The organism is Kribbella sp. NPDC020701 (assembly GCF_055562215.1).
On sequence record NZ_JBVHFT010000001.1, the window covers coordinates 301,488 to 328,485 of the forward strand.

Genomic DNA, 26,998 nt, shown 5'->3' on the forward strand with positions numbered 1-26,998 from the left:
ACCTGGTGGAGGTGACGGGTGGCTGATGGGGACGCGGGGCTCGAGGTGGTGCTGGCGCGCTTGGTGGGGTTGCTGAAGGAGCGGGGAGAAACGGTTGCCACGGCTGAGTCGCTGACCGGTGGCATGGTCGGGGCCGCGCTGACCGATGTGCCGGGCGTGTCGGCCGTGTACCGCGGCGGCGTGGTTGTGTACGCGACTGACTTGAAGGCACAGCTTGCCGGCGTACCTGAGGATCTTCTGGCTGCTGTGGGTCCGGTACACACGGATACGGCAGCTGCCCTCGCCACAGGCGTCCGAGAGCGTCTGGGGGCCACCTACGGGCTGGCGACGACCGGTGTGGCCGGTCCGGACCCGCAGGCGGGGATCTCGGCCGGCACGGTGTACGTCGCGGCGGCCGGACCGGGGTCTGCGCAGGTGCGGAAGTTGCAGTTGACCGGTGACCGCGCGTCCATCCGTCGGGCGAGCGTACGGGCCGTTCTGGAACTCGGAGCAGCTTTGGTGGCGGAAGAACTCGACTGATCGGCGTGTTGAGACCAGCATGGGGACAGGTAGGGCAGACTGGCGCGGCGCACCGAAGGTGGACATTGCGAGGAGTGGTGACCCAGCAACGGGTACCGTTGGTTCCTACGGTCGCGCTACCGTGCGAGTAGAGACGACCGGACAGGCGGAAGGGAGAAACCTCATGGTGCTGGTTCGTGGCCTGCTGGGCGACGTCCTGCGGCGTAAGCGGCTGCGCCAAGGGCGCACTCTCCGCGAGGTATCCGCCGACGCTCGGGTCAGCCTCGGATACCTGTCCGAAGTGGAGCGCGGCCAGAAGGAGGCTTCCAGCGAACTGCTGGCCGCCATCTGCATGGCCCTCGACGTCCCGCTCTCGACGGTCTTCGCCGAAGTGAGCGAGGACCTGGCCCGCGAAGAGGCCCTCGTCCTGGCCCACCCGACAACCATCGAGACCGAGGTCGTAGCCTCCGCCGCCTAGTCACGACCGGCGGCCGGCTGTTCGTCGGTAGCCGGCGTGCGTTGCCTGCCGAGCCGCGGTTCAGCGTGTGTGGCTCAGTGAGATTTGGCAGCAGTCGAGGGCGGCTGCGGTGGCCGCTGGAGTTGCTTCGAGCAGGGGTAGGCGCACGTACGGGCTGGGGATTCGGCGCTGAGCCGCCAGTACGGCCTTGATCACCGCCGGGTTGGGTTCGGCGAAGAGTGCTCGGGCCAGCGGAACGAGCCGATTGTTGAGGCGCCGCGCCACATCGAGCGGCCCGTCGCGCCAAGCGTTGACGAGATCGGCGTACGCACGAGTCGCCACATTGGCACAGGCCAGGATTGCCCCGGACGCGCCGAGGGCCAGCAGTGTTCCAGCGTGGAGATCATCACCGGCAAGAACCGCGACATCCGCCGGCAGATCGCTCATGAACTCGACCGTCGCATCGTCGATACCGCCCACCGCGTGCTTGAACCCGGCGACATTTGGCAGCAGCGCAAGCCGACGAAGGGTATCGGCCCCCAACGGCCTGCCCGTGCGGTGTGGGACGTTGTAGATGATCAACGGCACCGGACTGGCGGCCGCGAGCCGACGGAAGTGCTCAACGACACCGTCCTCAGATGGTCGGGTGTAGTACGGAACGACGCTGAGAACCGCGGTGGCGCGAGGGTCGACTTCCGCGAGCACGCCGATCGAGCCGTCAGTCGAGTTCGACCCGGCACCGACGATCAAGTCCGCTCCTCGCTCCACGCACACCCCGGCACAGATGTCGACGACCCTTCGGCGTTCGGCCGCCGTGAGCGTCGCCGGTTCGCCTGTGGTGCCCAAGGCGACGATGCCGGCCGCTCCATCGTCGAGCACGGTCTGGGCAAGCGACTCCAGAGCATCGGACGCGAGTTCACCCTCTCGGGTGAACGGTGTGATCAGCGGAACGAAGAGACCAGTGAGCGACATGTCTCGACGATCACTCACCTCCGCTCTGCAGGTCCAGTTCGCATTTCTATCGCCGAGCGTAAGGTGTGCTTATGCTCGACGTGCGCAAACTCCGGCTCCTCCGTGAGTTGGCCCACCGGGGAACGATCGCAGCCGTCGCCGAGGCGCTCACCTACACGCCGTCAGCGGTCTCGCAACAACTCAGCGCTCTCGAACGCGAGGCCGGAGTCCAACTTCTCGAACGCACCGGCCGGCGCGTGACGCTGACCCCAGCCGCCCTCTCGCTTGTCGAGCACACTGAGTCAATCCTCGCGATCCTCCACGAGGCGTCCGCCGACCTGGCCTCGACCGCCTCGGCCCTCACCGGAACCCTGCGCATCGGAGTCTTTCCCACAGCAGTCCCGACGATCCTCACACCCGCCGTCGTAGCCCTGAGCACCGAGCATCCAGGCCTGGACCTCATGGTCACCGAACTGGATCCCGCGTCAGTGCCCGACGCCCTCCGCGACGAAACCCTCGACATCGCGCTGCTCCAGGAGTACGACTACGTCCCCATCACCTCCGATCCAGGACTAGAAACCGAACCACTCCTCCAAGAAACCGTCCACCTAGCTGCCCTCACTGCAGGCCCTTTGACCGACCGACGTGATTCCTCCTGGATCGCCGGCACTCCAGGCACCCTCTGCCACGCCCTGACCATCCGAGCCTGCGAAGCCGCCGGATTCACCCCACGCATCCGCCACCACGCCGACGACTTCGGCGCCGTGCTCGCCCTAGTGGCAGCCGGCCAAGGCGTCGCCTTCATCCCCGACCTGGCCGCCGTCGCCCCACCCACCACCGTGGTCCTCACGCCCCTCCCGATCCACCGCAAAACCCACCTCGCCTACCGCCGAGGCACCGCCACCCACCCCGCCATAACAGCCGCCCGAACCGCCCTACAAACAGCCACCACCGTCACCCCTCGAGCCCGCACGCCCCAACGGTGAGCCTGGCGGCGCCCGGCGCCGGTCGCTACCCGTGACCAAGCCCTCAGCGGGGTTCGAGGAGGTTCTCGTGAGGTTCTGGCCTGCCGACGGACGTCGCGATGTCCCGCGGCGCACGTACTCGCGGCTCTGCGGCCATCGGGTCACGTACTGGTCGCCGGTCGGCTCGTCGTAGCGGATGTAGGTGACGTCCGCAATATCCACTCTGAACAGGTGAAATCGTCCGAGCATCGGTCGCCACCCCAGTGCGGCCGCGACTTCATCGGCGTACTGCTGCTGCACTGATGGATCGCGCTCGGCGCTTGCCCGTCCTCGGATCTTGAACTCGCCGTCAGCACCGTCGCGACCGGTGACGACGCTGTGCACGAGGATTCGTGGATCGCGTTCGAGGTCGGCCGCCTTGGCCGACTGCCACAACATCGACAGCCAGAGCTCACCTGCCATCACCCATGGCTCCACCGGGCTGATGCGGGGTGTCCCGTCACGACGAATGGTGCCCGGGAGTACGACGCCGGGCCCGAACAACCGCCTCCGGCCCACCTCCGCCAGCCGTGGCTGACTCGCCTCCAACTGCGCCCAACGCATCGCTCCTCCTTCGCTTGCGATCTACCGCCTGCCTAACACCGGGCACCGACAAGGCAGGAAGGCCGTCAGCAGACTCGGCCGGCGACGAGGAGGGGATGGAGTTCTGGAGGTAGGGAAGGACCACTTCGGTGGCCATACACGGCCGCCGCCTCCGCTGACACAATTCCGGTCAGCAGGACCTCACCCTGGGACCAGGACGCCCAGGCCAACTATCTGCTTCGCGCTGAGCAAGAGCTGACAGCGCCAATCACGAGATCGGCCGTCCGCTGCGGGTTCCGCTAGCTCGTGCCGCTCGCCGAGCTCGGGTCAGTGGGGAGTTCGTCGGACGTGGGGTGAGGGGTGGTGGGTTGGATGAGGGTGACTCGGGTTGGCCAGAGGAGTTGGAGGGCGGGGAGGGGAGGGTCGTCGGGTTGGCGGAACATGTGGTTGGCGGTGAAGAGGTGGGTTGCGGAATCGGGGAAGCGGAGGAGCTCGGCGGTCTCTGGTGGTGGGAAGTACGCGGACAGGTCGTCGCCCTCGTCGAAGACGGCGCCGTCCATCACCGCCCACGCCAGCGGTTTGATCCCCAGGTAGGTCCAACCCGGGTCGGGATCGAAGACGATGATCTCCGGGTGCCGGTACAGGCTGAGCCCGAGCGAGTACCCGAACGCTGGATTGCGCGCCCCATCGCCCTCGACGTACTGGATCGTCCACCCGTAGGTCTGGATGTTCCGCTCGATTTGCTCCACGTACTGCTCGTTGGTCAAACCACCGCACTTGTCGCACATCAGCCTCTCCTCTCACTCGAACAAATGTTCGATACGTCAGAGAAGATATCCGCGTCCTGTCCCGGTGCCGGCGTTATCCACAGGTCAGTTCTCGGGCTGGCAGGCGGGGCACCAGTAGGTGACTCGGTCGCGAGGTGGTTCGCCGACTGACGCGGTCAGGATCGTCGTCTTGCAGCGGCGGCAGGCCTTGCCGGCGCGTTCGAACACCCAGGACCGCTGGCCGGGCCGGTCGACGCCGGTGCTCACCTGCGTGCCGTTGCGTAGGTTGGCTTTCATCAGTCGCCGGCTGAGATCGACCGCCGCGGGCACATCGACGGAGGAGACCGGTCGCCACGGGTGCAGGCCCAGCAGGAAGCAGACCTCGTTGCGATAGAAGTTCCCGATCCCGGCAAGATTCCGCTGGTCCAGCAACGCCTCGCTGATGGTTCGCTCCGGATCAGCCTCGACGTTCGCGATCGCCACGGAACGGTCGAACGACGGCGACAGCAGATCCGGACCGAGGTGGCCGACCACCGTGTCCTCGGCGTCCGTCGCAACGAGTTCGAGCACCGGCAGCCGATAACCGACTGCCGTCCACGACGCGGTCTCGAGTACGGCGCGGATCTGGTGATCGGGTCCGCCATGCCAGCGCTCGCCGGGCCGGTACAGATGCCAGCTCCCGTCCATCCGGAAATGGCTGTGCACCGTCACCCCGCCGGACACCCGCATCAGCAGATGCTTGCCGCGCGCAACGACCTCCAGCATTGTGCGACCGCTCAGGTCGGTCGTCGCCAGCGACGGCACCCGGAAGTCCGTCCGGAGCAGCTCCTGTCCGCCAAGGGCCTGGTTCAGCCGCTTGCAGGCCCTCCAGACGGTATCTCCCTCAGGCATCGCTCAAGCCCGTCCCGAGTCAGGCCCGCAGCCGCAAGCCCCGCGGCGTCGCATGGAAGCCCGCCTTCGCCAGTGCGTCACCGAAGGCCGTATGCCGGACCTGTTCACCGTCGGCCGTCTCCACACTCAGCTTGCCGAGCTGACCATCCCGGATCGACAAGGCAAGCGCATCGACCGCCGGCTGCAGCAGGTCAGAGTCCTCGGTGAAACTCAGCACAGTCCGCCCACCACGCTCGACGTACACGATCAACTGCCCGTCCACCATCACGACCAACGCACCCGCCTTCCGCCCAGGTCGGTGTCCGCCCGCGCTCTCCCGCTCGGGCCACGGCAGTGCGGCGCCGTACGGATTCGCGGGATCGGAAGCCGCGAGTACGACGGCCCTCGCCGTCAGCTCCGCGTCACGCCGGCCGCCGGCCGGGGCGCGAGCTGATCCAGCGCCAGTAGACGTGGGCAGCTCGGCCAGTGCCCGTAGTCGATCCACCGCACCAGGCAGCGCGAACTGCGCAGCGCCAAGCCCAGCGACGAAGTACCCGCGTCGGCATCGTCCCGACTCCTCAAAGGCACTCAGCACCTTGTACACGGCCGCGAACCCACCCGGAGTCCGCTCCGTGATCACCGATCCGCGCGTGACGATCCCGTACCGATCCAGCAGCGTCTCCGCCGCAGCATGCGCCCGCCGCGTCGCGTCCTCACTACGGGCCGGAAGCAACGACCACCGGCCGCCGGCCGTCGGCGGCCCACTACGCGACGGCATCGCCGGTCGCCCTGGCCGCGTCGGACGTCCCGGTCGCGCACGAGGCGTCGTACGCCGAACTCGATGACTACCCCGCCCACCGCCAACGAGCGAACGCACCGGAGCGAGCGTGTCATTGGTGAGATGACCAGCCCACACGAGATCCCACAGCACGCCGACCAGCGTCTCGTCGTCCACCACACCCGATGCCGCCCCGACGACATCACTCAACTGCCGGAAGAAGAACGCGCCACCACCCGACAAGGCGTCGAGCACTGCCTGATGGGTGTCCCCGAGCTCAAAGGCAGAATCCGGATCAGGCAGGGTCAGGTCGCAGTTGTCCGCGAGATGCAGTGACACCCACCCATCCGTCCCGGGAAGCGAACCCGAGCCGGCCCACACCACCTCACCGGTCGCGGTCAGCTCGTCCAGCATCGACGGCTGGTACCCCGGCACCCGCGAGGGCAGCACGATCGATTCCAGCGCCGACGCCGGTACGGCGCAGCCGGCCAACTGCTCGACCGCGCCCAGGAGTACGTCGTACCCACGGCCTCGGCTGCTCGTGATCCCTTGCCACGCGGGCAGGAACCGGGCGAGCGCGGACGGATCGACCGGCTCGACCTCCTTGCGCAGCGCGGCCAATGACCTCCGCCGAAGCAACCGCAGGATCTCGCTGTCGCACCACTCGAGAGCGATCCCACCAGGCAGGAACTCACCCTCGACAACCCGCCCGGCCGCACCAAGCCGCCGGAGCGCATCGGTGACGACAGCAACACCGATACCCAGATGGGTCGCGAGATCGATAGCCCGGAAGGGTCCGTGCGTACGCGCGTACCGCGAGACAAGGTCCCCGAGGGGGTCAGCAACCGGCTCGGCATGCGCCTCCGCGACCCCAGGCGGGAGCGGCACGCCGAGGGCGTCACGCAATCGGGCCACGTCCTCGACAACGGCCCACCGATGCTCACCGGCGATCCGGACCCGCACCACCCGGCGAGCGGAAGCCAGCGACGTCAACCACGACTCGGCGTCGGCACCATCGACACACCGCTGCGAGGCTTCGGACAACGACTGCGGACCGACAATCCGCAGGACGTCGAACAGCCCTTCAGCGTCACGAGCCCGGCGATCCTCGGCAAGCCGTTGCAGCTCCGCCTCGGTCCGCAGCACGACCTCGGCGTCGAGCAACTCCCGCAGCTCGGTCCGCCCGAGGAGCTCGGCAAGCAGGCTCTGATCCAGCGCGAGGGCGGCCGCACGCTTCTCCGCGAGAGGACTGTCGCCCTCGTACATGAACGCGCCCACGTACCCGAACAGCAACGACTTCGCGAACGGCGAAGCCTCCGGCGTCTCCACCTCGACCACCGAGATCCGCCGCTCGCTGATCCCGGTGAGCAGATCCTTCAACGCGGGCAGGTCGTAGACGTCCTGCAACACCTCGCGCAACGTCTCGAGCACGATCGGGAAGGAACCATACTTGCTTGCCACCGACAACAGCTGCGCCGACCGTTGACGCTGCTGCCACAGCGGCGAACGCCGTCCGGGATTTCGTCGCGGCAACAGCAAGGCCCGCGCCGCGCACTCGCGGAACCGTGCGGCGAACAACGCCGATCCGCCGACCTCGGCGGTCACCAAGTCCTCGATCTCCGCCGGATCGAACAGCACCAGATCCGCACCCGGTGGCGGCTCGTCCGTCTCCGGCAGCCGCAGGACGATCCCGTCGTCACCCGAGACAGACTGCGCATCCATCCCGTACCGCTCGCGCAGCCGCGCTGCGATCGCCAGTGCCCACGGTCCGTGCACCTGACCGCCGTACGGCGAATGCACGCAGACCCGCCAGTCGCCGAGCTCATCCCGGAACCGCTCGACCACGACGGTCACGTCATCCGGCACCCGGCTCGTCGCGTCGCGCTGCTCGGCGAGATACGAGACGAGGTTGTTCGCGGCGTACTCGTCCAGGCCGGCTGTCCGCGCCCGCTCGACCGCCTTGGTGGCCGGCAGCGACGCCATCTTCCGGACGAAGGCGCCGGTCGCCGCGCCGAGCTCCGCCGGTCGTCCCACCGCATCGCCCTTCCAGAACGGCAATCGCCCCGGCTGACCGGGCGCGGGGGAGACCAGCACCCGATCGTGGGTGATGTCCTCGATCCGCCAGCTCGACGCGCCAAGGGTGAACACGTCGCCCACCCGCGACTCATACACCATCTCTTCATCGAGCTCGCCGACGCGGTGGTTGGTCGACTCGCCGACCAGGAAGACGCCGAACAGCCCGCGATCCGGGATCGTCCCGCCACTCGTCACCGCGAGGCGCTGCGCTCCAGGCCGCCCGGAGATCTCTCCGCTGACCCGGTCGAACACGATCCGCGGCCGCAACTCCGCGAACTCGTCCGACGGGTAGCGGCCCGAGAGCATGTCCAGGACCCCGTCGTACGCCGATCGCGGCAACGTCGCGAACGGCGCACACCGTCGTACCAACGCGAACAGTTCGTCGACGTCGATCGTGTCCAGCGAGACGATCGACACGATCTGCTGCGCCAGCACATCGAGCGGATTGGCCGGGATGTGCAGGCTCTCGATCAGTCCATCGCGCATCCGCTGCACGACGACGGCTGTGTCGATCAGGTCGCCACGGAACTTGGGGAACAGCACGCCGCGCGACACCGCACCCACCTGGTGGCCGGCGCGGCCGACGCGCTGCAGCCCGCTGGCGACCGATGGCGGCGCCTCGACCTGGATGACCAGATCGACCGCACCCATGTCGATACCGAGCTCGAGGCTGCTCGTCGCCACCACACACGGCAGTCGACCGGACTTCAGATCGGCCTCGATCAGCGCTCGTTGCTCTTTGCTGACCGAGCCGTGGTGCGCTCGCGCGATCAACGGTGGTGCCGCGAGCGACGCGCCCGACTGCGCCATCAGTTGAGCCGGTGAACCCTGCTCGGGCAGGTCGAGCTCGGCCCGCTCGGCAGCGATCTCGTTCAGCCGGGCAGTGAGGCGCTCGGCCAGGCGGCGCGAGTTCGCGAAAACGATCGTGGAGTTGTGTTGCGAGATCAGGTCGAAGACCTGCTCCTCGACATGCGGCCAGATGGAGGCATGCTGCGGCGGTCCAGCGGCTGAACCGGAGGTCTCCAGCTCCGTGCTCGCCAGCTCGGCCATGTCCTCGACCGGCACGACCACACTCAGATCCCACTGCTTCGTGAACTTCGGCTGCACAACGGTGACGGGCCGTTCGCCGCCGAGGAAGCGCGCCACCTCCTCGACCGGGCGCACCGTCGCCGACAGGCCGATCCGCTGCGCCGGCTTCGGCAGCAACCCATCGAGCCGCTCGAGCGTGAGCGCCAGATGTGCACCGCGCTTCGTCCCCGCGACCGCGTGCACCTCGTCGACGATCACGGTCTCCACGCCACGCAGCGACTCCCGGCCCTGCGATGTCAGCAACAGGAACAGCGACTCAGGGGTCGTGATGAGTACGTCGGAAGGCCGCGAAGCGAACCGTCGTCGTTCGCTCGCCGGCGTATCGCCGGAACGCACCGCGACCTCGACGTCGATCGGCGCCTCGCCGAGCCGCCGCGCGGTCTCCCGGATCCCGATCAGCGGCGCGCGGAGGTTGCGCTCGACGTCGACCGCGAGCGCCTTCAGCGGCGACACGTACAACACCCGGCAGCGCAGCTTCGGGTCGTCCGCTGGAGGAATTGTTGCCAATCGGTCCAGCGCCCAGAGGAAGGCAGCCAGCGTCTTGCCCGAACCGGTCGGGGCGACCACCAGCGCATCCCGGCCCGCGGTGATGGCGTCCCACGCTTCGAGCTGGGCCGGGGTGGCCGCCTCGAAGACGTCGCCGAACCACGCCCGGGTCGCGGGCGAGAACCGGCTCAACGCGCTGGTTTTCTTCACGCCGACCATCTTGCCGGGTCCCGCCGACAGTTTTCATCACGCGCCCGTCACCGTTCGTCGCCCGCTGTGAGCAGGCGCTCTCGGTCCGGTGCCGATCTTGTCCCCTTCGTCTGGAATGATCGGCGACATGATCAACCGCGTACGTGCAGCGCTCCTCGTCGGGGCGTGCCTGGTCGCGCTCACCGGGTGCGTGAAGGTCGACGCAGATCTCAAGGTCGGGTCGAACGAGACCGTCTCGGGCAACATGCAGATCGGGGTCGACAAGCAGCTGCTGCAGTCCAGCGGCCAGTCGCTCGACACGATCCGCAAGCGCATCGACGACGCGATCAAGGAGACCACCACCGAGGGCGTCACGTGCAAGCCGTTCGACGACGACAAGTACGTCGGTTCGGCCTGTGACTTCGAGAGCGTGCCGTTCGACAAGATGGGCACCTCGAGCGGCGACGGGGTCAGCTTCCGCAAGGACGGCGACAAGATCACCGTCTCGGTGAACTCGAGCCTCGGTCAGGTCCCGTCCGGCAGCCAGCCGGAGATCAACTTCAAGATCACCATGCCGGGCAAGATCCTGGAGCACGACGACGGTGCGAAGATCGACGGCCGCACGGCGACCTACGACAGCCTCGACAAGCTCGGAAAGGTCTCGCTGACGTCCGAGGCGGGCAGCAGCTTCCCGACCTGGTTGCTCATTCTCATCATCGTGCTGGTGCTGCTGGTCGTCGCCGCGGTCGTGTTCTTCGTGCTGCGGGGTCGCAAAGCCAAGGCCCAGCAGGCCTACGGGCAATACGGTCCGTACCCAGGGCAGCCAGGTCAGTACGGCGGTCCGCCGGGGCAGTACCCGGGTCAGCCGGGGTACGGGCAGCAGCCTGGCTACGGTCCGCCCGGTCAGTACCAGGGGCAGCCTGGTCAGTACGGCGGACGGCCCGGCCAGTACGGCGGACAGCCGGGGCAGTACCCCGGTCAGCCAGGTCAAGGGCCCTACCCGGGTCCGTCTGGGCAGCCGCAGTACCCTGGGCAGCCTCAGCCGCAGCAAGGCCCGCCAGGGCAGGGGCAATGGGGTCCGCAAGGACCGCCGCAGCGGCCGCTGCAGGAGGGGCAACCGCCGCAGCAGGGGCAGGGAGGCTGGGGACAGCAGCCGGGTCAGGGGCAGCCCGGTCAGCCACAGCAGGGCTCACCGTACGGCCAGCAGCCTCCGCAGCAGGGCGGCCAGCCGCCGCAACAGGGCGGCTGGGGACAGCCACCGAAGGACGACAACGGGTAGGCATGAGACTGACGGAATTCTGGGCACGGATGGATCAGCATCTCGGTCCGGCCTACGCACGGACCTGGGCGGAGACCCAGGTCGTCCAGGGGCTCGGCGGCCGTACGGTCGTCGAGGCTTTGGCCGACGGCGAGCACGCCAAGACTGTCTGGCGCGCCGTCTGGGCACACCTCCAACTGCCACCCAGCGAACGCTGAACCGTCCCGCGGTCAGGTCTTGGTGAGGGTTGCCTCGGCCTCGGGAAGGTTGTCAGCCGGCTCAGGATCACGCTTCTGGGCCAACTTGCTCGGCCACCACAGATGCCGGCCGATGTCGAGGTTCAGCGCCGTGACCAGCACGGACCGCACCACGATGGTGTCGAGCAGTACGCCGAGCGCGACCGCGATCCCGATCTCCGCGAACGCCACCACCGGCAGCGTCGCCAGCACCGCGAACGTCCCGGCCAGCACCAGACCCGCCGACGTGATCACACCGCCGGTCGCGGCCACGCCGATCAGCGCCCCGCGCCGGGTCCCGTGCGCCTTCGACTCCTCGTGCACGCGCGTCATCAGGAAGATGTTGTAGTCGATGCCTAAGGCAACCAAGAAGACGAAGACGAACAGCGGCAGCGAAATGTCCGCGCCCCCGAACCCGAGCGCGTTGAACACCAGCGAGCTGATCCCGAGCGCAGCGCCGAACGACAGCACGACAGTCGCCACCAGGATGACCGGCGCGACCAGCGCCCGCAGCAACAGCGCGAGGATCGCCAGCACGACGGCAAGCACCACGGGGATGATCACCTTGTTGTCGTGATCGGACGCCCGCTGGGTGTCCAGCAGGATCGCGGCGCCGCCACCGGCCAGTGCGTCGGCATCCGGTACGGCATGCACCGAAGCCCGCACGCGATCGACGGTGTCCTTCGCGGCTTGCGTGTCCACCGCGTCGGTCATGGTCGCCTCGATGTACGCCGATCCGCCGCCGATCCGCGGCTCGGCCACTTCGGCGATACCTTGCGTCGAGGACATCGCCGTACGGACCTCTGCGGCTTTGTCGGCCTTGCTGACCACGACCAGTGGGTTGCCGGCGCCGGCCGGGAAGTGGGCCGCCACGACCTTCTCGCCGACCACGGAGTCCGGCGTACCGACGAAGGACTCCTCGTTGGTGAGTCCGCCGGCGTTGAGGGTCAGGATGCCGAGTGAGGCGATACCCAAGATGACAGAGGTGACGATCCAGGTCAGCCGCGGGCGTACGGCGATCCGTCGGCCGATGCGACCCCAGACACTCGTCTCGGTGTGGTCATCCGATCCGTACGTCGGTCGCAGCGGCCAGAACACCCAACGCCCACAGATGACGAGCAGTGCCGGCAGCAGGGTCAGCATGGCGATCAATGCGATCACGATGCCGACTGCGGCGACCGGACCGAGCCCGCGCGTGGAGTTCATCGACGCGAACAGCAGGCACAGCATGCCTGCCACCACAGTGGACCCGGAGGCGATGATGGCCGGGCCGGCCCGGTGCAGCGCGAACGCCATCGCCTCGTGCTTGTCCTGATGCCTCCTGAGCTCCTCGCGGTAACGAGCCACCAGCAGCAGGGCATAGTCCGTCCCAGCGCCGAACACCAGCACTGTGAGGATGCCTGCGCTCTGGGCGTTGACGGTCAGGTCGGCCTCGGTCGCCAAGAAGTAGATGACCGCCTGTGCCGTGAAGAGCGCGACACCTGCGGAGACCAGCGGCAGCAGCCAGAGCACGGGGCTGCGGTAGGTGAGCAGCAGGATCACGATCACCACTGCGGCAGCGGAGTAGAGGAGCTTGCCGTCGATCCCGGCGAAGGCCTCCTGCGAATCGGCCGCGAACCCGCCCGGCCCGGTGACGTGGAACGACAGTCCGTCCGGACGGTCCGCCGCAACGTGCCTGATGTCGTCGGCACGCGCACCGATCGTCTCCCAGCCTCCGGTCCCGGCGTTGATCGGCACGATGACCTGAAGTGCCTTGCGATCATCGGAGGGGATCGGGCCGATGACTTCCCGGTCGACGTCCTGCAGCTCGGCGTACTGCTGCACGTGGCCCGCGACGGCTTGCATGTCGGCCGGGGTGATCCCGGAGGCGCGCTCGTACACCAGTACGGCTGGAATCTCGTCAGGGGAGGAGAACTGCGCGGTTGCCTTCAAGACCTCGGTGGACTCGGCCTTACCGGGTAGCCACGAGACTGCGTCGTTCTCCTGCGCACCGGTCAGTTTGCCCGCTGGACTGAAGCACACCGCCACCGCGACGATCCACAACGCCAGCACGATCCACTTGGACACCTTGCCGCACGGCAACGCCGCCAGCCGTCCCGCACCCGCCACCCGAACCACGCCCCCTGGAAGGACATCCGCCCGTACGTCGGGCCGGCCACGACGTCCCTCGGTCCAGCCTGCTGGCTTGGCCAGGTCGGGTCAACGACCGCGCAGTAGTACTGCGCTCACCCTGAGTCGTACCGCCCGATCCGTCAGACGGTCCAGCCAGTGCGGGCCGCCCACTCCTCGGCCGGCAGGTAGATCAAGTCGCAGACCGGATCCTTCAGGTCGGTGTAGTCGCCTTCGGCGATCTGCAGTGCAGCGGCTTGGCGCTTGAAAGCGCCGTACGCCTGCGCTGTCTCCGGATGGCTGCGCAGATAGTCGCGGAAGAGCAGTGCGTACCGCTGGTTCGCCCGACCGGCTACTCGGATGTGCAGGTTCACCCGCCGCCGGTACATCGGCTCGCGAACGATGCGCTTCACCCACTGCGGATCGTCGGCGGGCAGACCGGGCACCGGATGGTCCCGTCTGGGCGGGCGGAGCTCCCAGTCCGCCGCCACCATCCGCTCGACCGCATCATCCAGCTCAGGCTCTGTCTCGACCGTCACCTGCATGTCGAGGATGTCCTTGGCCGGCAGGCCAGGTACCGAGGTCGATCCGATGTGGTCGATCCGCCGTGCTAGGTCGCCGAGCAGATGGCCGACCGCCTGCGCGGTCTTCTCGTACTGCGTCGGCCAACTCTCGTCCGGTCGCGCGATGACGATCCCAGTCATGCGGAGATCATCCCAGGACCGCGCCCGTGGACCCAGTCCTTTCGGTCCGGCAGGTCAGACCGGCTTGACTCGAAAGGCGCCGCTGACGAGAAGCTCAGCGGCCTCGTACGCCGCCCTGCGGATGCCCTTGCGCTCGTCGAAGAACCCGCCGACCACACCGACCGCGGGGAGCTTGCCGATGAACCGGGCACCGAGACTGCCGCGCGGGCGATCCTCGAACACGTCACCGAGCCCACCGAACAGCTTGCTGATCCGCCACACCAGCCGGATGCCTTTGCGCAGTCCTGCCTGTTCGGACTCGTCTCCGAGGCCCAGATGCCTCCCGACCTCCTGGCCCGCCGCGGTCGGGTCGTCGTACTTGAGCACGTCGTCCGGAGTGATCGGGCGGTCGGTCAGCACCCGTGCGATGACCGCCGTACGGTCGGCATGCGCCTCGACGCCGTACTCACGACACACTGCACCGATCACCATTGCCTGGACGGCCGCGCCGAGCGTGTCCTTGACCGGCAGCCGGTCGGCGACCGCACCGCTGATCCGGGGGAGACCGGCGACGACGGCGGCGAACCCACCCAGGCGCTCGACCCACCAGTCGCAGCGCTCGGCCAGCGGCAGCGTCGGCCACTCGGTATGTCCGGGCACCTTCATCTTCAGCAGCCGGTCGATCGCGAGGATCAAGCCCTTCTCGGCCAGGTTGGGTTGTTCCTGGTTGGAGTACCCGGACAGGATGCCGCGGATGCCGAACGGGTCCTGGGTGCGGAGCGAGTCGAGTACGGCGTCGATGCCGAACTCGACCTTGCTGAGCGCGAGGACGACAGCGGAATCGGGCACGTCGGGGCGGTCTGTCACGCCCGCCAGGGTAGGGAGCCGGCGGGCCAGGCCGGCTGCCGGGGCAAGCTTCGGCGTGTCAGTTGCGATTCGAACACGTGTTCGGGATAGTTTGGTTTCCTGAAGGTGCGCCGGACGGCCGAGTTGTCCACAGATTCGAAGTGGCGGCGAAAACTGTCCGAGGTGACGTTTACCTTCTCTGGCGACACGAAGTTTCTTCGGGCGGCTGGGACAGCGGCCCCGATTATCAGATGGGTCAGGTGGCAATCACATGGCGGGTGCAGCGAGTGCGGAGCGCGCGGTGGCCGATCGCGAGAAGGCGCTTGCGACCGCGCTGACGCAGATCGAGCGGCAGTGCGGCAAGGGTTCGGTGATGCGCCTGGGGGAGCAGAACAGGCCGCCGATCGAGGTCATCCCGACCGGGTCGATCGCGCTCGACATCGCCCTCGGGATCGGCGGTCTGCCGCGCGGTCGCGTGGTGGAGATCTACGGTCCGGAATCCTCCGGTAAGACGACGGTCGCCCTGCACGCGGTCGCGAACGCGCAGCGGGCCGGCGGGATCGCGGCGTTCATCGACGCCGAGCACGCCCTCGACCCGGAGTACGCGCGGAAGCTGGGCGTCGACACCGACGCGCTGCTGGTCTCGCAGCCCGACTCCGGTGAGCAGGCGCTGGAGATCGCCGACATGCTGGTCCGCTCCGGCGCGATCGACATCGTCGTGATCGACTCGGTGGCCGCGCTGGTGCCGCGCGCCGAGATCGAGGGCGAGATGGGTGACAGCCACGTCGGTCTGCAGGCCCGGCTGATGAGCCAGGCGCTGCGGAAGATGACCGGTGCGGTCAGCGGGACGAACACCACCGCGATCTTCATCAACCAGCTGCGCGAGAAGATCGGCGTCATGTTCGGCTCCCCGGAGACGACGACCGGTGGTAAGGCGCTGAAGTTCTACGCCTCGGTGCGGCTGGACGTGCGCCGGATCGAGTCGCTGAAGGACGGCACCGACGTCGTCGGTAACCGGACCCGCGTCAAGGTCGTGAAGAACAAGGTGGCCCCGCCGTTCAAGCAGGCCGAGTTCGACATCATCTACGGCCAGGGCATCAGCCGCGAGGGCAGCCTGCTCGACCTCGGCGTGGACCAGGGGTTCGTCCGCAAGGCCGGCGCGTGGTTCACCTATGAGAGTGACCAGCTCGGCCAGGGCCGGGAGAACGCGCGGAACTTCCTGCGCGACAACCCCGATCTGGCCAACGAGCTGGAGAAGAAGATCAAGGAGAAGATGGGCATCGGCCCGACCCTGGACCAGCCGGCCGACGCGGCCGCCAAGGCCGAGGTTGATGTCGACTTCTGATCGACCCCCCGCGGGCGGCAGCGTCCCTCGGCCCCCAGCCGACGACGCTGCCGCCGTGGCTCTGTCCTTACCCCACGCCGACCGCCTAGCCCTAGCCCGAGAGCTCCTGGCCCGCGGCCCCGCGGCCGGCGGCGGCGCGGCGACATCCAGCCGCAACCCGGCCTCATCCGGCGCAGGCGGAGCACCGGACGACGCCGACCCCCAGGCCTCTCGGAGAACCACCGGCCGCCCAGCCCGGCGTACCCCACGCACTCCGTCACCCGGCGACCGCGACTCCAACCGGCGCGCCGCGTGGCCGGACGACGCCGACGATGACTCGGCGGACGTGACGCCGTCCCGCCCCCGCGCGGGCAGGATCCGCCGAACCGCCGGCACCGAGGATCCATGGGCGGATCACTCCGCAGACGACGGTTTGTCCGACGGGTCGCGGTCTGGGGCTCGCGTGGACCGGAGCAAGCGAGCTGTTCGGTCTGACATCCCCTGGGGTGAACAGGACGATGACTCCACGCGAGCCTCCGAGGAGAGGACTGCTGAGCGGCTGGCGGCGGCGCGAGCGTTCGCCGCTGAGAGACCGGGGTCGAGCCTGAGCCGCGGCGCGTACGAGCGAACTCGTGAATCTGAGGAGTCCGAGGACGCGGGCGGACGGTCGGGCAAGCAACAGCCCGGCAGGACTCCTGTGCCAGGCGGGACTTCGAGCGCGGCCGATCCGTGGGGCGAGTCCGGGGAATCCGCAGATGCCAAGCCGGCAGACGTCGTGCCGCGTCAATCTCGGGCAGGGGCAGCTAGCGAGCCTGCCGATGGGACGTCAGGATCTGCTCGGGCGGCCGAGGACCGCAGGGCGGGTCGTGCCTCCGCGCGTGAGCCCCTCGGCCTCAGGGAGCCGGATGTTTCCGCCGGGGACTTGAGCGGTACGGACGTTGCTGCGGGCGACCCAAGTGAGTCGGCGGTTGCCGCAGCCGATCCGGTAGAGCCGGTCGCAGTTCGCGGGCAACGTACAACCGACGGTCGGGGTGCACGCAGCGGTCGGGGTGCAGGCGACGGTCGGGGTGCAGGCGACGGCTCGGATGTGAGCGAGCGTCGGGGTGCGAGTGGCGGTCGGGCGGATGCCGGTCGGGATGGCAACGACAGCCGGGGGTTGGGTGGACAGGCTGTTGGTGGTGGGGTTGAGGGTGAGAGGCGGGCTGCTCCGCGGCGGCAGTTTGGGGGGCGGCGGGGGAGTCGGCGTGGGGGTGAGGGGCCCGAGGGGGCGTTTGATGCGGGGGTGGATCAGGAGGCTGATCCGGCTTCGGTGGCTCGGACGATTTTGTTGGACAAGCTGACTGGGCAGCCGCGGACGCGGGCTGAGTTGGCGGACTTGCTGGCTGAGCGGGAAATCCCGGACGAGGTCGCCGAAGAGGTGCTGGACCGGTTTTCCGAGGTCGGGTTGATTGATGACGCGGCCTTTGCCAACGCATGGGTCGAGTCGCGGCACCGCGGGCGTGGGCTGGGGAAGCGAGCGCTGGCACAGGAGTTGCGTCGGCGTGGGGTGGACGATGAGCTGGCCCGTGATGCGTTGGACGAGTTGGATCCGGAGCAGGAGGAGGAGACAGCTCGGACGCTCGTACGGCGGAAGCTTCGGTCCATGCGGTCGCTCGAGCGTGAGGTGGCGATGCGACGGCTGCTCGGCATGCTTGCGCGGAAGGGTTATCCCGGCGGACTGGCGATGACGATCGTGAAGCAGGAACTCTCGGCGAGTCACGAAGAGCTTCCGCTGTTGGATTCCTCCGGCCTGGAACAGGACTGACCCCGCCGCGGCGAGGCAGTACCCGGTCGGCTCGGCGAGCTGGCTAGTTGACCGGTCGGCGCACGGAGAGACGTGCCGCTACCGGGTTGAAGGGGAGCTCGGCGGAAGCACGGAGAATGTCGTCCGCCTGCACCCGAAGGACGGATGACCGCCAGACGCCCCGCCGACCGTAGATGCGGGACACCTCGTTACCGGGAGTCCCTGGCCAGGAACTTGATGACGGTCTGGGCGAATTCGTCCGGACCATCCACCCACGGACTGTGCGCGGCACCCGCCTGGATGATGTGCTCGCCGCGCGGGAAGAGCCCGGCCACCTCGGCAGCGGAGTCCGGACGCGGGGAACCGTCCAGCTCACCGGAGATGACCAGGACGGGCACGTCCAGTTCAGCCAGTACGGCGCGGGCATCGTCCGCGCCGTCGAAGGCGCCCGGGGCCAGATAGGCGTTCGCCGCCTCCTCGTCGAACCACTCCTCGCACGCCGCGGCGTGCGCCTGCGCGGCCGCATCCCATCGACCGTAGGACAGGCGGTCGAGCAGCACGAAGTCCGCGTCGCTTGCTTCCCCAGACACTGCCCGCTCGAAGGCCGGCCGGATCTCCTCGTACCAGGGCTCCTCCTGGCGCAGTTCCAGCGCCTCGCGACGCCGCTCGACGGGGAAGTCGATCCCGGCGGTGCGCGCCCGCGCGCAGACCAGGACGAGCGAGCGCACCCGCTCCGGGTAGCGGGCCGCGTAGGCCAGCACGAGATCACCAGCGGCCGAGTGGCCAAGAAGATCCAACTGCTCCAGTCCAAGGGCAACGCGCAGTGCCTCGATGTCCTCAGCCTGCCGGTCCACCCGGAAGCTCGCGAGGTCTGCGGGCCTGGCCGAGTCGCCCGTACCGCGCAGGTCCAGCAGCACCAACTCCCGCTGCGCGGCCAGCCCACCGAGGTCGCCGAAGTAGGCGGAGCGCATCATCGGCCCGCCGGGGATGCAGACGAGCGGTCGATCGCCCCCCGAGCCCTTTCGGTGGTAGGCGAGGCGGGTGCCGTCGGGCACGTCCAAGGTCAGCATGCGCGGGATACTTGCAGGTGGCGCGATAGCCCGCCACGGAATATGCGACCTGATGCACCAATCCTGCAGGCCTCTTCGAAGGCCCTCCCGCTGCTGAACAGAAGAGCTTGACGGAGGGTCGGCCGCGGCAAGATGGACAACTGGCTGCCCGCACACCGCGCCGCCGACAAAGCCAAGGGGCCGTACGTGACGGGGTACTACGCCCGTGACGACATCCCGTTCCAGTACGCGCCAGCTGGACGACGTACGCCGAACGCCTCGAGGCCGCCGGGGTCGGCTCAGGTCGTTCCGCATCAGGAGCGCGGTACCCGCCACCGCCTCTGACGAATGCAGTGACCAGGCGAGCGCCCCATCGCCTGGTCACCCCACGCCGCTGAAGCGATGGTCGCTTGACGCCGGTGAGAAACGGCGGGCGAACGCCTTCCTTTTGTTCAAGCCGAGGGGCCGGCCGGCGGAGTAGCGTGACCGGCATGGCGACCCTGGCGGACGTGGAACGGTTGGTCGCGGCGCTGCCGGAGACCGTGGAGACGACGCGCCACGGCACCCGTACCTGGGCGGTCGGCGGCAAGGCGTACGCGTGGGAACGTCCGTTCAGCAAGGCGGATCTGAAGCGCTTCGGCGACGAGACCCCGCCGGACGAGCCGATCCTCGCGATCCGGGTCGAGGATCTGGCCGAGAAAGAAGCGGTGCTCGCCGCACGAGCCGGCGACGGGTTCTTCACGATCCCGCACTTCGACAACTACGCCGCCGTTCTGGTCGAGCTGGCCGAGGTCTCGGAGACCGCTTTGCGCGAGGCGCTGCTCGACGGGTGGCTGGTCTTCGCGCCGGCGGATGTGGCGAAAGCGCACCTCGACGCCAGCGCAACCTAGGGTGGGCGGGGCTGCGCACGCGGGTGGGAAGCACGGAGAGTGAGCGGAATCGGAGGGGTGCGCGCGGCGAGGGGCGTTGACGGGTGGGGGATGACGGTGTGTTATCCGAAGTGGGGCCGGTGTTTTTGGCCGGTCCGTAGGCTGTGATTTTCCGTCGATCCGCCCCTGACACCGCGGAGGGTGCAATGAACGATTTCCAGGAACAGGCGAAGAACTGGCTCCGGAATGTCGTCAAGCAGAACCCGGACAAGATCAAGGCCGGCGTCGATAAGGCCGGTGATCTGGTCGACAAGCAGACCGCGGGGAAGTACGCGGAGAAGGTCGACACGGTCCAGCAGAAGGTCGGCACGTACGTCGATTCCCAGTCCGGCGGCGAGCAGGCGGCCGGCGACGGGCCTCCGGAAGCCGCTGACCAGGCCGGCAGTTCGACCGCGACCGACGGCGGCGCACAGGTAGTCGGCGGCGAAACGCCTGACGCGGGTCCCGAGAGTTCAGCCGGCTCCGGCACCGAAGGCGCCGCCACCGGCAGCACCGCCACCGGCCAGGCCGAGACCACCGCGACCGAGGGCAGCAGCGAGTCCGACGGCGGCCTCCCCGGCCCGCGCCAGTAAGCAAGGCAAACCACCAAGTCGCCCCGGGCTGCATCATGCCCGGGGTGACTTGTTGTGGAGCAGACCAGCGCGGAGGGTGGTCTCCTGCGGGGGTCATGGTTCTGGTGCTCGCGGTGATCCGCCGGTCGGCCCGTGAGTGTCCGTCTTGACCGGGTGGTGGGGCACGCCTAGCCTCGGAATCAGGAAGGGATCACTCCACCTGACGGTGGCGGACATAGCACCGGCGGGCCGGTTGATCCGGCCACACCGGCCGGAACGAAGAAACGAAACCACGCTCGACCGAGCTGAAGGAAGGACGACGGCGGCTCGCAGCGCCGTCGGATAGACGGCACCGCGGCGGACGGATCCGGCGGTGGCAGCGGCGATGAGTACCGATTCTGGGTGACGCACACCCAAGAGACGGCTCCGGCAGCAGCCACGATCGGCACCGGACGGCGTGCGCACCGCCCGTTCCGTGGTAGCAGCGAACAAGGCTGCTGTAACGGATGGACGACGGCACCGCCCTCCACCGGTGGTGCGTTCAGCCGTACCGTTCTTCCACCGCACCAGTGGCGAACTCCCTTCGACCGAACGCCAAAGTCCTGCCTCAGCGCGGACTCGAAGAAGAGGGGAGATGCCGATGTCACTAGCGGCCATGCCAACAGCGACGTCCCTGGGGCTGACCCTGATCGGACTGCTGATCACCGGGTTGCTCGCCTGGATCGGTTTCACCCTCTCCCGCCGCAAAGCCGCCGACAGTTCCACGGCCGCCGCGAACGCCCAACTCGAGGCCGCTCACATCGCCGCCGGCGCCAAGTCCGCGGCCGAGCTGGTCCGGCGGCAGGCCGAGGAAGAGGCCGCCGTACTACGGGTTCGGGCGGAGACCGCCGAGCAGCGGGCCGAGGAGATCCGGCACGCCGCGGAGGACCGGGCCTCGGAGGTACGGCGGGAGGCCGATCGGCGGGCGTCCGACGTACGGCGCGAGGCCGAGGCCGAAGCGCAGTCGATCCGCGACGACCTGCGCGAGCAGCGTCTGGAGATGGAGCGCCGTGATCACCGGCTGACCGAGCGGGAGGAACGGCTCGACGAGCAGCACCGCTCGATCGAGGAACGTCAGGCCGAGCTGACCGCGCAACTCGCCGCGCTCGACCAGCGCAAGGTCGAGATCAAGGATCTCGAGGACGAGCGCCGCCGGATCCTGGAAGGCGTCGCGAACCTCACCACCGAGCAGGCCCGGACCGAGCTGGTCGCGTCGATCGAGGCGGAGGCGAAGCGCCACGCGCATACGATCGTCCGCGACATCGAGCGGCAGGCGCTCGACGAGGGCGAGACGAAGGCGCGCAAGATCATCACCGGCGCGGTGCAGCGGCTCGCGTCGGAGCAGACCAGCGAGTCGGTCGTCTCGGTCGTGCACCTGCCGAGCGACGACATGAAGGGCCGGATCATCGGCCGCGAAGGCCGCAACATCCGGTCGTTCGAGCAGACCACCGGCGTGAACCTGATCATCGACGACACCCCGGAAGCCGTGCTGCTGTCCTGCTTCGATCCGGTACGGCGGGAGACCGCGCGACTGACCCTGGATTCGCTGGTGCTGGACGGCCGGATCCATCCGAGCCGGATCGAGGAGATCTACGAACGCAGCAAGACCGAGGTGGCCGAGCTGTGCGAGCGGGCCGCCGAGGACGCGATGGCCGAGGTCGGCATCACCGATCTGCATCCGGAGCTGATCCGGACGATGGGGTTGCTGCGCTATCGGACGTCGTACGGGCAGAACGTGCTCAAGCACCTGATCGAGTCGGCGCACATCGCCGGGATGATGGCCGCCGAGCTCGGGCTGGATCCGAAGCTGTGCAAGCGCGGCGCGTTCCTGCACGACATCGGGAAGGCGCTGACGCACGAGTCCGAGGGCAGTCACGCGATCGTGGGGGCCGAGCTGGCCCGCAAGTACGGCGAGAACGACGATGTCGTGCACTGCATCGAGGCGCACCACAACGAGGTCGAGGTCCGCACGGTCGAGGCGGTACTGACGCAGGCCGCGGACGCCGTCAGTGGTGGGCGACCGGGAGCTCGGCGGGAGTCGCTGGAGGCGTATGTGCAGCGGCTCGAACGGCTCGAAGAGATCGCGATGCACCACGAGGGCGTGGAGAAGGTGTTCGCGATGCAGGCCGGCCGGGAGATCCGGGTGATGGTGCTACCGGACGCGGTCGACGACATCGCCGCGCAGGTGATGGCGCGCGACATCGCCAAGCAGGTCGAGGAGGAGCTCACCTACCCCGGCCAGATCCGCGTCACCGTCGTGCGCGAGTCCCGAGCCACTGAAGTCGCAAAGTAGCTAGTCGGCGTACTTCGCTCGCCACTCGGGCCGATCGAACGGCGCGCCGTAGATCCGGGTCTCGCGCGCGATCCGGCCGTTCTCGAACTCGACGACGTTCGCGACGTAGTAGATGTCGCCGCCGTAGTCCGACCGGCCGAGGACGATGAAGTGGTCGCCCTCGCCGGTGATGCGCAGGATCTGGATCGACGGCGGCGCGGGGTACTCCCGCTGCATCGCGCGCATCTTGTCCCGTCCGACGATGCGTTCGCCGGACTGCGGCATCTCCAGCACGTAGTCGTCGGCACGCAGTTCGTGTTCCGCCTCCGCCGACAGCGCGAGCTGATCGTCGGTCGGCCACAACCGCTCCAGCAATTCACGATTCCGGTCCATGCTTCACGATCCCAGACCGTCTTCAGCCAGACTTGAAGTTCCGCGAACGATCGTCGCGCAGATGTGTGGGCGTGACATCGATCGGCTGGTCGGCGACCTGCTTGCGCGGTGCCGTCGTGTACTGCTTCTCGACCTCCGGGTCGATGACGTCGCCGCGCCGGCGCGGGTTGGCGAGCCGGTAGGAGACCCAGATCCCGGCGGCTCCACCCAGCATGATGATGATCCCCAGGGCGGTCAGGTTCAGCGTGTCGGACGTGTCCCGCACGGCGAAGGCGATGATGGCGCCCACGACGATGAGGGCGATTCCGGCCCCGATCCGCATACCTGCTCCTTCCGAACACTCGGAGTCACTGATCTCACCCCCAGTGCCCAGAACGGGCACGCAGCATGCACGCGCCGCTCAGCGGAAGGCGGCGTGGCCGGTCAGCGCCTGGCCGATCACGAGCTGGTGCACCTCGGAGGTGCCCTCGTACGTGAGCACCGACTCGAGGTTGTTCGCGTGCCGCATGATCGGGTACTCGCCGCTGATCCCGTTCGCGGCCAGGATCGTCCGGCACTCGCGCGCGATCGCGATCGCCTCGCGGACATTGTTGAGCTTGCCGACCGAGACCTGCTCCGGGCGCAGGCTGCCCTTCTCCTTCAACCGGCCGAGGTGGACGGCGAGCAGGATGCCCTTGTTCAGCTCGACCGCCATGTCGGCGATCTTGGCCTGGGTCAGCTGGTAACCCGCCAGCGGCTTGTCGAACACGAGCCGCTCACCGGCGTACCCGATCGCTGTTTCCAGGCAGTCCCGCGCCGCGCCCATCGCGCCGAAGATGATCCCGAACCGGGCCTCGTTCAGGCAGCCGAGCGGGCCGGAAAGGCCACGCGCCTCGGGCAGCAGTGCGTCCGCCGGGAGCCGCACGTCCTCGAGCACCAACTCCGACGTCACCGAGGCGCGCAACGACAGCTTCCGGGTGATCTCCGGCGCCGAGAACCCAGGCGTGGCTGTCGGTACGACGAAGCCGCGCACCCCCTCGTCCGTCCGGGCCCAGACCACCGCGACGTCGGCCACCGAGCCGTTGGTGATCCACATCTTCGAGCCGTTCAGCACCCAGTCGTCGCCGTCGCGGCGGGCGTTGGTGCGCATGCCGGCCGGGTTCGAGCCGAAGTCGGGCTCGGTCAGCCCGAAGCAACCGATCGCCTCACCCTCGGACATCCTCGGCAGCCATTCGTTCTTCTGGTCCTCGCTGCCGTACTTCCAGATCGCGTACATCGCCAGCGACCCCTGCACCGACACCAGCGACCGCATCCCGGAGTCGGCGGCCTCGATCTCCAGGCACGCCAACCCGTACGCAACCGGTCCGAGCCCGGCACACCCGTACCCGGTCAGATGCATCCCGAGGAACCCGAGCGATCCCAGCTCCTTGGCCAGTTCCCGGGCCGGGATGGACGCCGTCTCGAACCACTCCGGCAACGACGGCCGCAACCGCTCGTCCGCGAACCGCCGTGCGGTCGCGCGGATGTCGACCTCTTCCTCGGTCAGCAGCGAGTCGACATCGACGAGATCCAGCGAAACGGTCATGCCCAAACGCTAACCGCAACGGGCCTTGGGATCACTTCCGGTACCAAGGCCACCACCAGTGCCGCTTGCGCGGGTGGCGGACGGTCATCGAGCTGTACAGCGCCTTGCCGGTGACATAGATGTGCCGACCGGATGGCGACGCGGCGGTCGCCTTGTTGTTGGCCGAGCCGCCGTGCAGCTCGACGTCGTCGATGGTGACGGTCCAGCCGGTCGGGACGATCATCACGATCGAGCTGTGCACCAGGTCGGCCTCGACCTGGATCTCGGGCCAGCGGACCACCGCATCGGTGAAGTCGAGCCGCACCGACGAGTGCTTCGCTTGCGCGACGATCCGCTGGGGCACCAGCCACGCGCCCTCACGCTTCTGAGAGCTGTGCGTCGCCTTGATGGCCAGCTCGGCCGCGTTCGACCGGGACCGCACCGGCTCCAGATCGGCTGTGACGACCTCGAGCTCCGACTGCGTCTTCGCGGAGTAGATCCGGGTCAGCCGTTCGTCGAGTTCCTCGAAGTCCAGCCGCCCGTCACTGTGGGCTTCCTGGACCACGGCGGCGGCACGTTCGCGGTCGTTGTCGGACGCCCGATGCCCAGGCGGCGGCTGCTCCAGACTCATGCCCCCAAAGGTAGCGCTCAGTTAGTTCGCGCCGTCCAGAAAACGGCCGAACATCGCCGACCAGGTCTGCTCCAGTTCCGCGTCGTACTTCTCGGCGTCGGCGATCACGGTCTCCGGGTCGAACCCCAGGGACCGCAGGCGCTCCGGGTCCCACCGGCGTACGCGATCGGCACCGACCTCCGGGTGGAACTGGACGCCCCAGCTGCGCCCGATCCGCAGCATCTGATGGGGACACCGCTCGCTGGACATCAGCGGCACCGCATCGGCCGGCAGCCGGGTGATCTGATCCTGATGGCTCTCGATCGCGCGTACGGTCGCCGGAAGACCGGCGAGCAGCGGGTCATCGGTAGCGCCAGGCAGAAGGTTCAGCTCGGTCACGCCCTTCTCCGGGAGGCCGTACTTCCCGCGGACCTCGCCGCCGAAGGTGTGCGCCAGGAGTTGCGCGCCCAGGCAGATCCCGAGAACCGGCACCCGCCCGTGTTCGGTTGTCGCCCGCAGCAGCTCGCGCTCGGCCTTCAGCCACGGTGAGGTGTCGTCGGCGTCCGGCAACAGCCCACCGCCGAGCAGGATCAGCGCCGCGTGGCCGTCGGCGCGGTCCGGAATCGGCTCGTCCGCCCAGGCGCGGACGATGACGGGGGAGAAGCCCCGAGCGACGAGCCAGTCGAGCAGCCGGCCCGGTCCGCTGCCGGGATCGTTCTCGATGATCAAGACGGTTGTCATGGGCGCCAAGGTAATCGCAGCGCGGCACACCGTGTTCCGCCGTACCGGAGTCGTGGTTCCGCGATACTGATTCCCTGGGGGTGCCGATGGAGCCGACCAGTGGATTCGTGCGGGCTGTGGTGGGGGATGTCGCGTTCATCTTCGGCAAGGGGATGGTGGGCGCGTTCCTGCTTGCGCGCAGCAAGGACAGGTCCCGCCAGCCGCGGTTGGACCTCCTGGTGCGGTCTCACGGGCAGTACGAGCCACTGTCCATTCCTCTTGGGACGATGCCGGCCGTGGACCGGCTGGTCGGGCTCGAAGACATCCGTCCGGCCCCGCTGCTGACGGTGGAGTTCACTCCCGGCGACACCGGGGCCGAGGCTCACCTGACTGCCAACAACCCGGTGCTGATCACGATCACCGATGTCAGTCACCACGAGTACGCCGCTCTGGTGCTGACCACGTCCCTGGGCGGAGCGGCGTACGCGCAACTGCCTCCGGGCTACTACCACGTGTCCGCGGTGGTCATCGATGAGTACGACGACGTCCTGCAGGGGTACGGCGCTCAACACAACCTGCACGTGGACAAGGGCGACGACGTGATCGTCTCGCTGCCGATCCGCACCGCCGGAGTCGTGGAGATCGCGTCGGCGCTGGAGACCGGGCCGCAGCCGGTGCTCGTCGGGCCGGACGGAGACGTCGTACCACTCCTGGACCTGGCGCGGATCGGGCGTGCACCGGACAGCGATCTGATCCTGGACCGTCCGGAGGTGAGCCGGCACCACGCCGAGCTGCTACGGATCGACGCGACCACCTATGAGGTGCGCGACCTCGGCTCGACCAACGGGACCCAGGTGAACGGCGTACCGGTCCGGACGGCGATGGTGGGTGACGGCGACGAGATCCGTCTCGGGAGTCACCCGCTGCGCCTGTACCTGTCGTGAT

26 protein-coding genes are annotated in these 26,998 nt (G+C 68.4%); 12 read left to right on the forward strand and 14 right to left on the reverse strand.

What is annotated here, in order from left to right:
• The first annotated feature begins 18 nt into the window (after nucleotides 1-18).
• Together ACZ3HV_RS01360 and ACZ3HV_RS01365 are read left to right on the forward strand one after the other, a co-directional pair.
• Nucleotides 19-519, forward strand: a complete 501-nt coding sequence (locus ACZ3HV_RS01360; RefSeq protein WP_465679757.1) for a CinA family protein — start codon at nucleotides 19-21, stop codon at nucleotides 517-519.
• A gap of 163 nt (nucleotides 520-682) precedes the next feature.
• The gene (locus ACZ3HV_RS01365) at nucleotides 683-976 is read left to right on the forward strand and encodes a helix-turn-helix domain-containing protein (protein WP_360371112.1); all 294 of its coding nucleotides are present in this window, start codon (nucleotides 683-685) and stop codon (nucleotides 974-976) included.
• A gap of 60 nt (nucleotides 977-1,036) precedes the next feature.
• Here ACZ3HV_RS01365 and dapA read toward each other — a convergent pair whose 3' ends face one another.
• On the reverse strand, nucleotides 1,037-1,927 hold the full coding sequence (dapA, locus tag ACZ3HV_RS01370) for a 4-hydroxy-tetrahydrodipicolinate synthase (RefSeq protein ID WP_465679759.1): 891 nt from the start codon (nucleotides 1,925-1,927) through the stop codon (nucleotides 1,037-1,039).
• A 71-nt stretch (nucleotides 1,928-1,998) separates the two neighbouring features.
• Here dapA and ACZ3HV_RS01375 point away from each other — a divergent pair, with 71 nt between their 5' ends.
• Entirely contained in the window at nucleotides 1,999-2,892 is an 894-nt protein-coding gene (locus ACZ3HV_RS01375) for a LysR family transcriptional regulator (RefSeq protein WP_465679760.1), read from the forward strand.
• Here ACZ3HV_RS01375 and ACZ3HV_RS01380 read toward each other — a convergent pair.
• From ACZ3HV_RS01380 to ACZ3HV_RS01395, 4 genes are all read right to left on the reverse strand, one after another.
• Nucleotides 2,842-3,474 (reverse strand): pyridoxamine 5'-phosphate oxidase family protein, encoded by a 633-nt coding sequence (locus tag ACZ3HV_RS01380; RefSeq protein ID WP_465679762.1) that lies wholly within the window; start codon nucleotides 3,472-3,474, stop codon nucleotides 2,842-2,844. The two genes, ACZ3HV_RS01375 and ACZ3HV_RS01380, sit on opposite strands and share 51 nt — an antisense overlap.
• Nucleotides 3,475-3,752: 278 nt before the next feature.
• Nucleotides 3,753-4,241 carry a DUF4262 domain-containing protein gene (locus ACZ3HV_RS01385; protein WP_465679763.1) on the reverse strand — a complete coding sequence of 163 codons (489 nt, stop codon included), beginning with the start codon at nucleotides 4,239-4,241 and terminating at the stop codon, nucleotides 3,753-3,755.
• Nucleotides 4,242-4,325: 84 nt separating this feature from the next.
• Nucleotides 4,326-5,111: an Fpg/Nei family DNA glycosylase gene (locus ACZ3HV_RS01390; RefSeq protein ID WP_360371097.1), complete on the reverse strand. Its 786-nt coding sequence runs from the start codon at nucleotides 5,109-5,111 to the stop codon at nucleotides 4,326-4,328.
• Between the two features lie 19 nt (nucleotides 5,112-5,130).
• Nucleotides 5,131-9,738 (reverse strand): ATP-dependent helicase, encoded by a 4,608-nt coding sequence (locus tag ACZ3HV_RS01395; protein ID WP_465679765.1) that lies wholly within the window; start codon nucleotides 9,736-9,738, stop codon nucleotides 5,131-5,133.
• A 118-nt stretch (nucleotides 9,739-9,856) separates the two neighbouring features.
• Here ACZ3HV_RS01395 and ACZ3HV_RS01400 point away from each other — a divergent pair, with 118 nt between their 5' ends.
• Nucleotides 9,857-10,987 carry an LppM family (lipo)protein gene (locus ACZ3HV_RS01400; protein ID WP_465679767.1) on the forward strand — a complete coding sequence of 377 codons (1,131 nt, stop codon included), beginning with the start codon at nucleotides 9,857-9,859 and terminating at the stop codon, nucleotides 10,985-10,987.
• A gap of 2 nt (nucleotides 10,988-10,989) precedes the next feature.
• Nucleotides 10,990-11,184, forward strand: coding sequence for a DUF3046 domain-containing protein (locus ACZ3HV_RS01405; protein WP_360371088.1), 195 nt, complete (start codon nucleotides 10,990-10,992; stop codon nucleotides 11,182-11,184).
• A 12-nt stretch (nucleotides 11,185-11,196) separates the two neighbouring features.
• Here ACZ3HV_RS01405 and ACZ3HV_RS01410 read toward each other — a convergent pair whose 3' ends face one another.
• The 3 genes from ACZ3HV_RS01410 to ACZ3HV_RS01420 all read right to left on the reverse strand — a co-directional run bounded on the left by ACZ3HV_RS01410 (nucleotide 11,197) and on the right by ACZ3HV_RS01420 (nucleotide 14,861).
• Complete coding sequence (locus tag ACZ3HV_RS01410; protein WP_465679768.1) at nucleotides 11,197-13,320, reverse strand: MMPL family transporter; 2,124 nt, start codon at nucleotides 13,318-13,320, stop codon at nucleotides 11,197-11,199.
• A gap of 134 nt (nucleotides 13,321-13,454) precedes the next feature.
• A complete protein-coding gene (locus ACZ3HV_RS01415; protein WP_465679769.1) occupies nucleotides 13,455-14,015 on the reverse strand; it encodes a GrpB family protein in 561 nt (186 codons plus the stop codon).
• A gap of 54 nt (nucleotides 14,016-14,069) precedes the next feature.
• Nucleotides 14,070-14,861, reverse strand: a complete 792-nt coding sequence (locus ACZ3HV_RS01420; RefSeq protein ID WP_465679771.1) for a hypothetical protein — start codon at nucleotides 14,859-14,861, stop codon at nucleotides 14,070-14,072.
• 250 nt (nucleotides 14,862-15,111) lie between these two features.
• Here ACZ3HV_RS01420 and recA point away from each other — a divergent pair, with 250 nt between their 5' ends.
• Nucleotides 15,112-16,185 carry a recombinase RecA gene (recA, locus tag ACZ3HV_RS01425; RefSeq protein WP_360371078.1) on the forward strand — a complete coding sequence of 358 codons (1,074 nt, stop codon included), beginning with the start codon at nucleotides 15,112-15,114 and terminating at the stop codon, nucleotides 16,183-16,185.
• Nucleotides 16,172-17,968 (forward strand): regulatory protein RecX, encoded by a 1,797-nt coding sequence (locus ACZ3HV_RS01430; protein WP_465679773.1) that lies wholly within the window; start codon nucleotides 16,172-16,174, stop codon nucleotides 17,966-17,968. Before recA ends, ACZ3HV_RS01430 begins: the two co-directional genes overlap by 14 nt.
• 188 nt (nucleotides 17,969-18,156) lie before the next feature.
• Here ACZ3HV_RS01430 and ACZ3HV_RS01435 read toward each other — a convergent pair whose 3' ends face one another.
• Nucleotides 18,157-19,017 carry an alpha/beta fold hydrolase gene (locus tag ACZ3HV_RS01435; protein ID WP_465679775.1) on the reverse strand — a complete coding sequence of 287 codons (861 nt, stop codon included), beginning with the start codon at nucleotides 19,015-19,017 and terminating at the stop codon, nucleotides 18,157-18,159.
• A 132-nt stretch (nucleotides 19,018-19,149) separates the two neighbouring features.
• Between ACZ3HV_RS01435 and ACZ3HV_RS01440 the strand changes: the two genes are divergently transcribed.
• The 4 genes from ACZ3HV_RS01440 to rny all read left to right on the forward strand — a co-directional run bounded on the left by ACZ3HV_RS01440 (nucleotide 19,150) and on the right by rny (nucleotide 22,808).
• A complete protein-coding gene (locus ACZ3HV_RS01440; protein WP_465679777.1) occupies nucleotides 19,150-19,341 on the forward strand; it encodes a hypothetical protein in 192 nt (63 codons plus the stop codon).
• Nucleotides 19,342-19,487: 146 nt separating this feature from the next.
• Complete coding sequence (locus ACZ3HV_RS01445) at nucleotides 19,488-19,886, forward strand: MmcQ/YjbR family DNA-binding protein (RefSeq protein WP_465679778.1); 399 nt, start codon at nucleotides 19,488-19,490, stop codon at nucleotides 19,884-19,886.
• 185 nt (nucleotides 19,887-20,071) lie between these two features.
• Nucleotides 20,072-20,497: an antitoxin gene (locus ACZ3HV_RS01450; protein WP_465679780.1), complete on the forward strand. Its 426-nt coding sequence runs from the start codon at nucleotides 20,072-20,074 to the stop codon at nucleotides 20,495-20,497.
• A 634-nt stretch (nucleotides 20,498-21,131) separates the two neighbouring features.
• Nucleotides 21,132-22,808 (forward strand): ribonuclease Y, encoded by a 1,677-nt coding sequence (gene rny / locus ACZ3HV_RS01455; RefSeq protein ID WP_465679781.1) that lies wholly within the window; start codon nucleotides 21,132-21,134, stop codon nucleotides 22,806-22,808.
• On the opposite strand, the gene ACZ3HV_RS01460 is transcribed toward rny, so the two are convergent.
• The 5 genes from ACZ3HV_RS01460 to ACZ3HV_RS01480 form a co-directional block, all read right to left on the reverse strand.
• A complete protein-coding gene (locus tag ACZ3HV_RS01460; RefSeq protein ID WP_465679782.1) occupies nucleotides 22,809-23,180 on the reverse strand; it encodes a nuclear transport factor 2 family protein in 372 nt (123 codons plus the stop codon).
• A 22-nt stretch (nucleotides 23,181-23,202) separates the two neighbouring features.
• Nucleotides 23,203-23,502: a DUF6458 family protein gene (locus ACZ3HV_RS01465; protein ID WP_465679783.1), complete on the reverse strand. Its 300-nt coding sequence runs from the start codon at nucleotides 23,500-23,502 to the stop codon at nucleotides 23,203-23,205.
• Nucleotides 23,503-23,580: 78 nt separating this feature from the next.
• Nucleotides 23,581-24,744 (reverse strand): acyl-CoA dehydrogenase family protein, encoded by a 1,164-nt coding sequence (locus ACZ3HV_RS01470; RefSeq protein WP_465679785.1) that lies wholly within the window; start codon nucleotides 24,742-24,744, stop codon nucleotides 23,581-23,583.
• 31 nt (nucleotides 24,745-24,775) lie between these two features.
• On the reverse strand, nucleotides 24,776-25,354 hold the full coding sequence (locus ACZ3HV_RS01475; protein ID WP_465679786.1) for a DUF1707 SHOCT-like domain-containing protein: 579 nt from the start codon (nucleotides 25,352-25,354) through the stop codon (nucleotides 24,776-24,778).
• Nucleotides 25,355-25,375: 21 nt separating this feature from the next.
• Nucleotides 25,376-26,074: a type 1 glutamine amidotransferase gene (locus tag ACZ3HV_RS01480; protein WP_465679788.1), complete on the reverse strand. Its 699-nt coding sequence runs from the start codon at nucleotides 26,072-26,074 to the stop codon at nucleotides 25,376-25,378.
• Between the two features lie 86 nt (nucleotides 26,075-26,160).
• On the opposite strand from ACZ3HV_RS01480, the gene ACZ3HV_RS01485 reads away from it, so the two are divergent.
• Entirely contained in the window at nucleotides 26,161-26,997 is an 837-nt protein-coding gene (locus ACZ3HV_RS01485; RefSeq protein WP_465679789.1) for an FHA domain-containing protein, read from the forward strand.
• The last annotated feature ends 1 nt before the right edge of the window (nucleotide 26,998 follow it).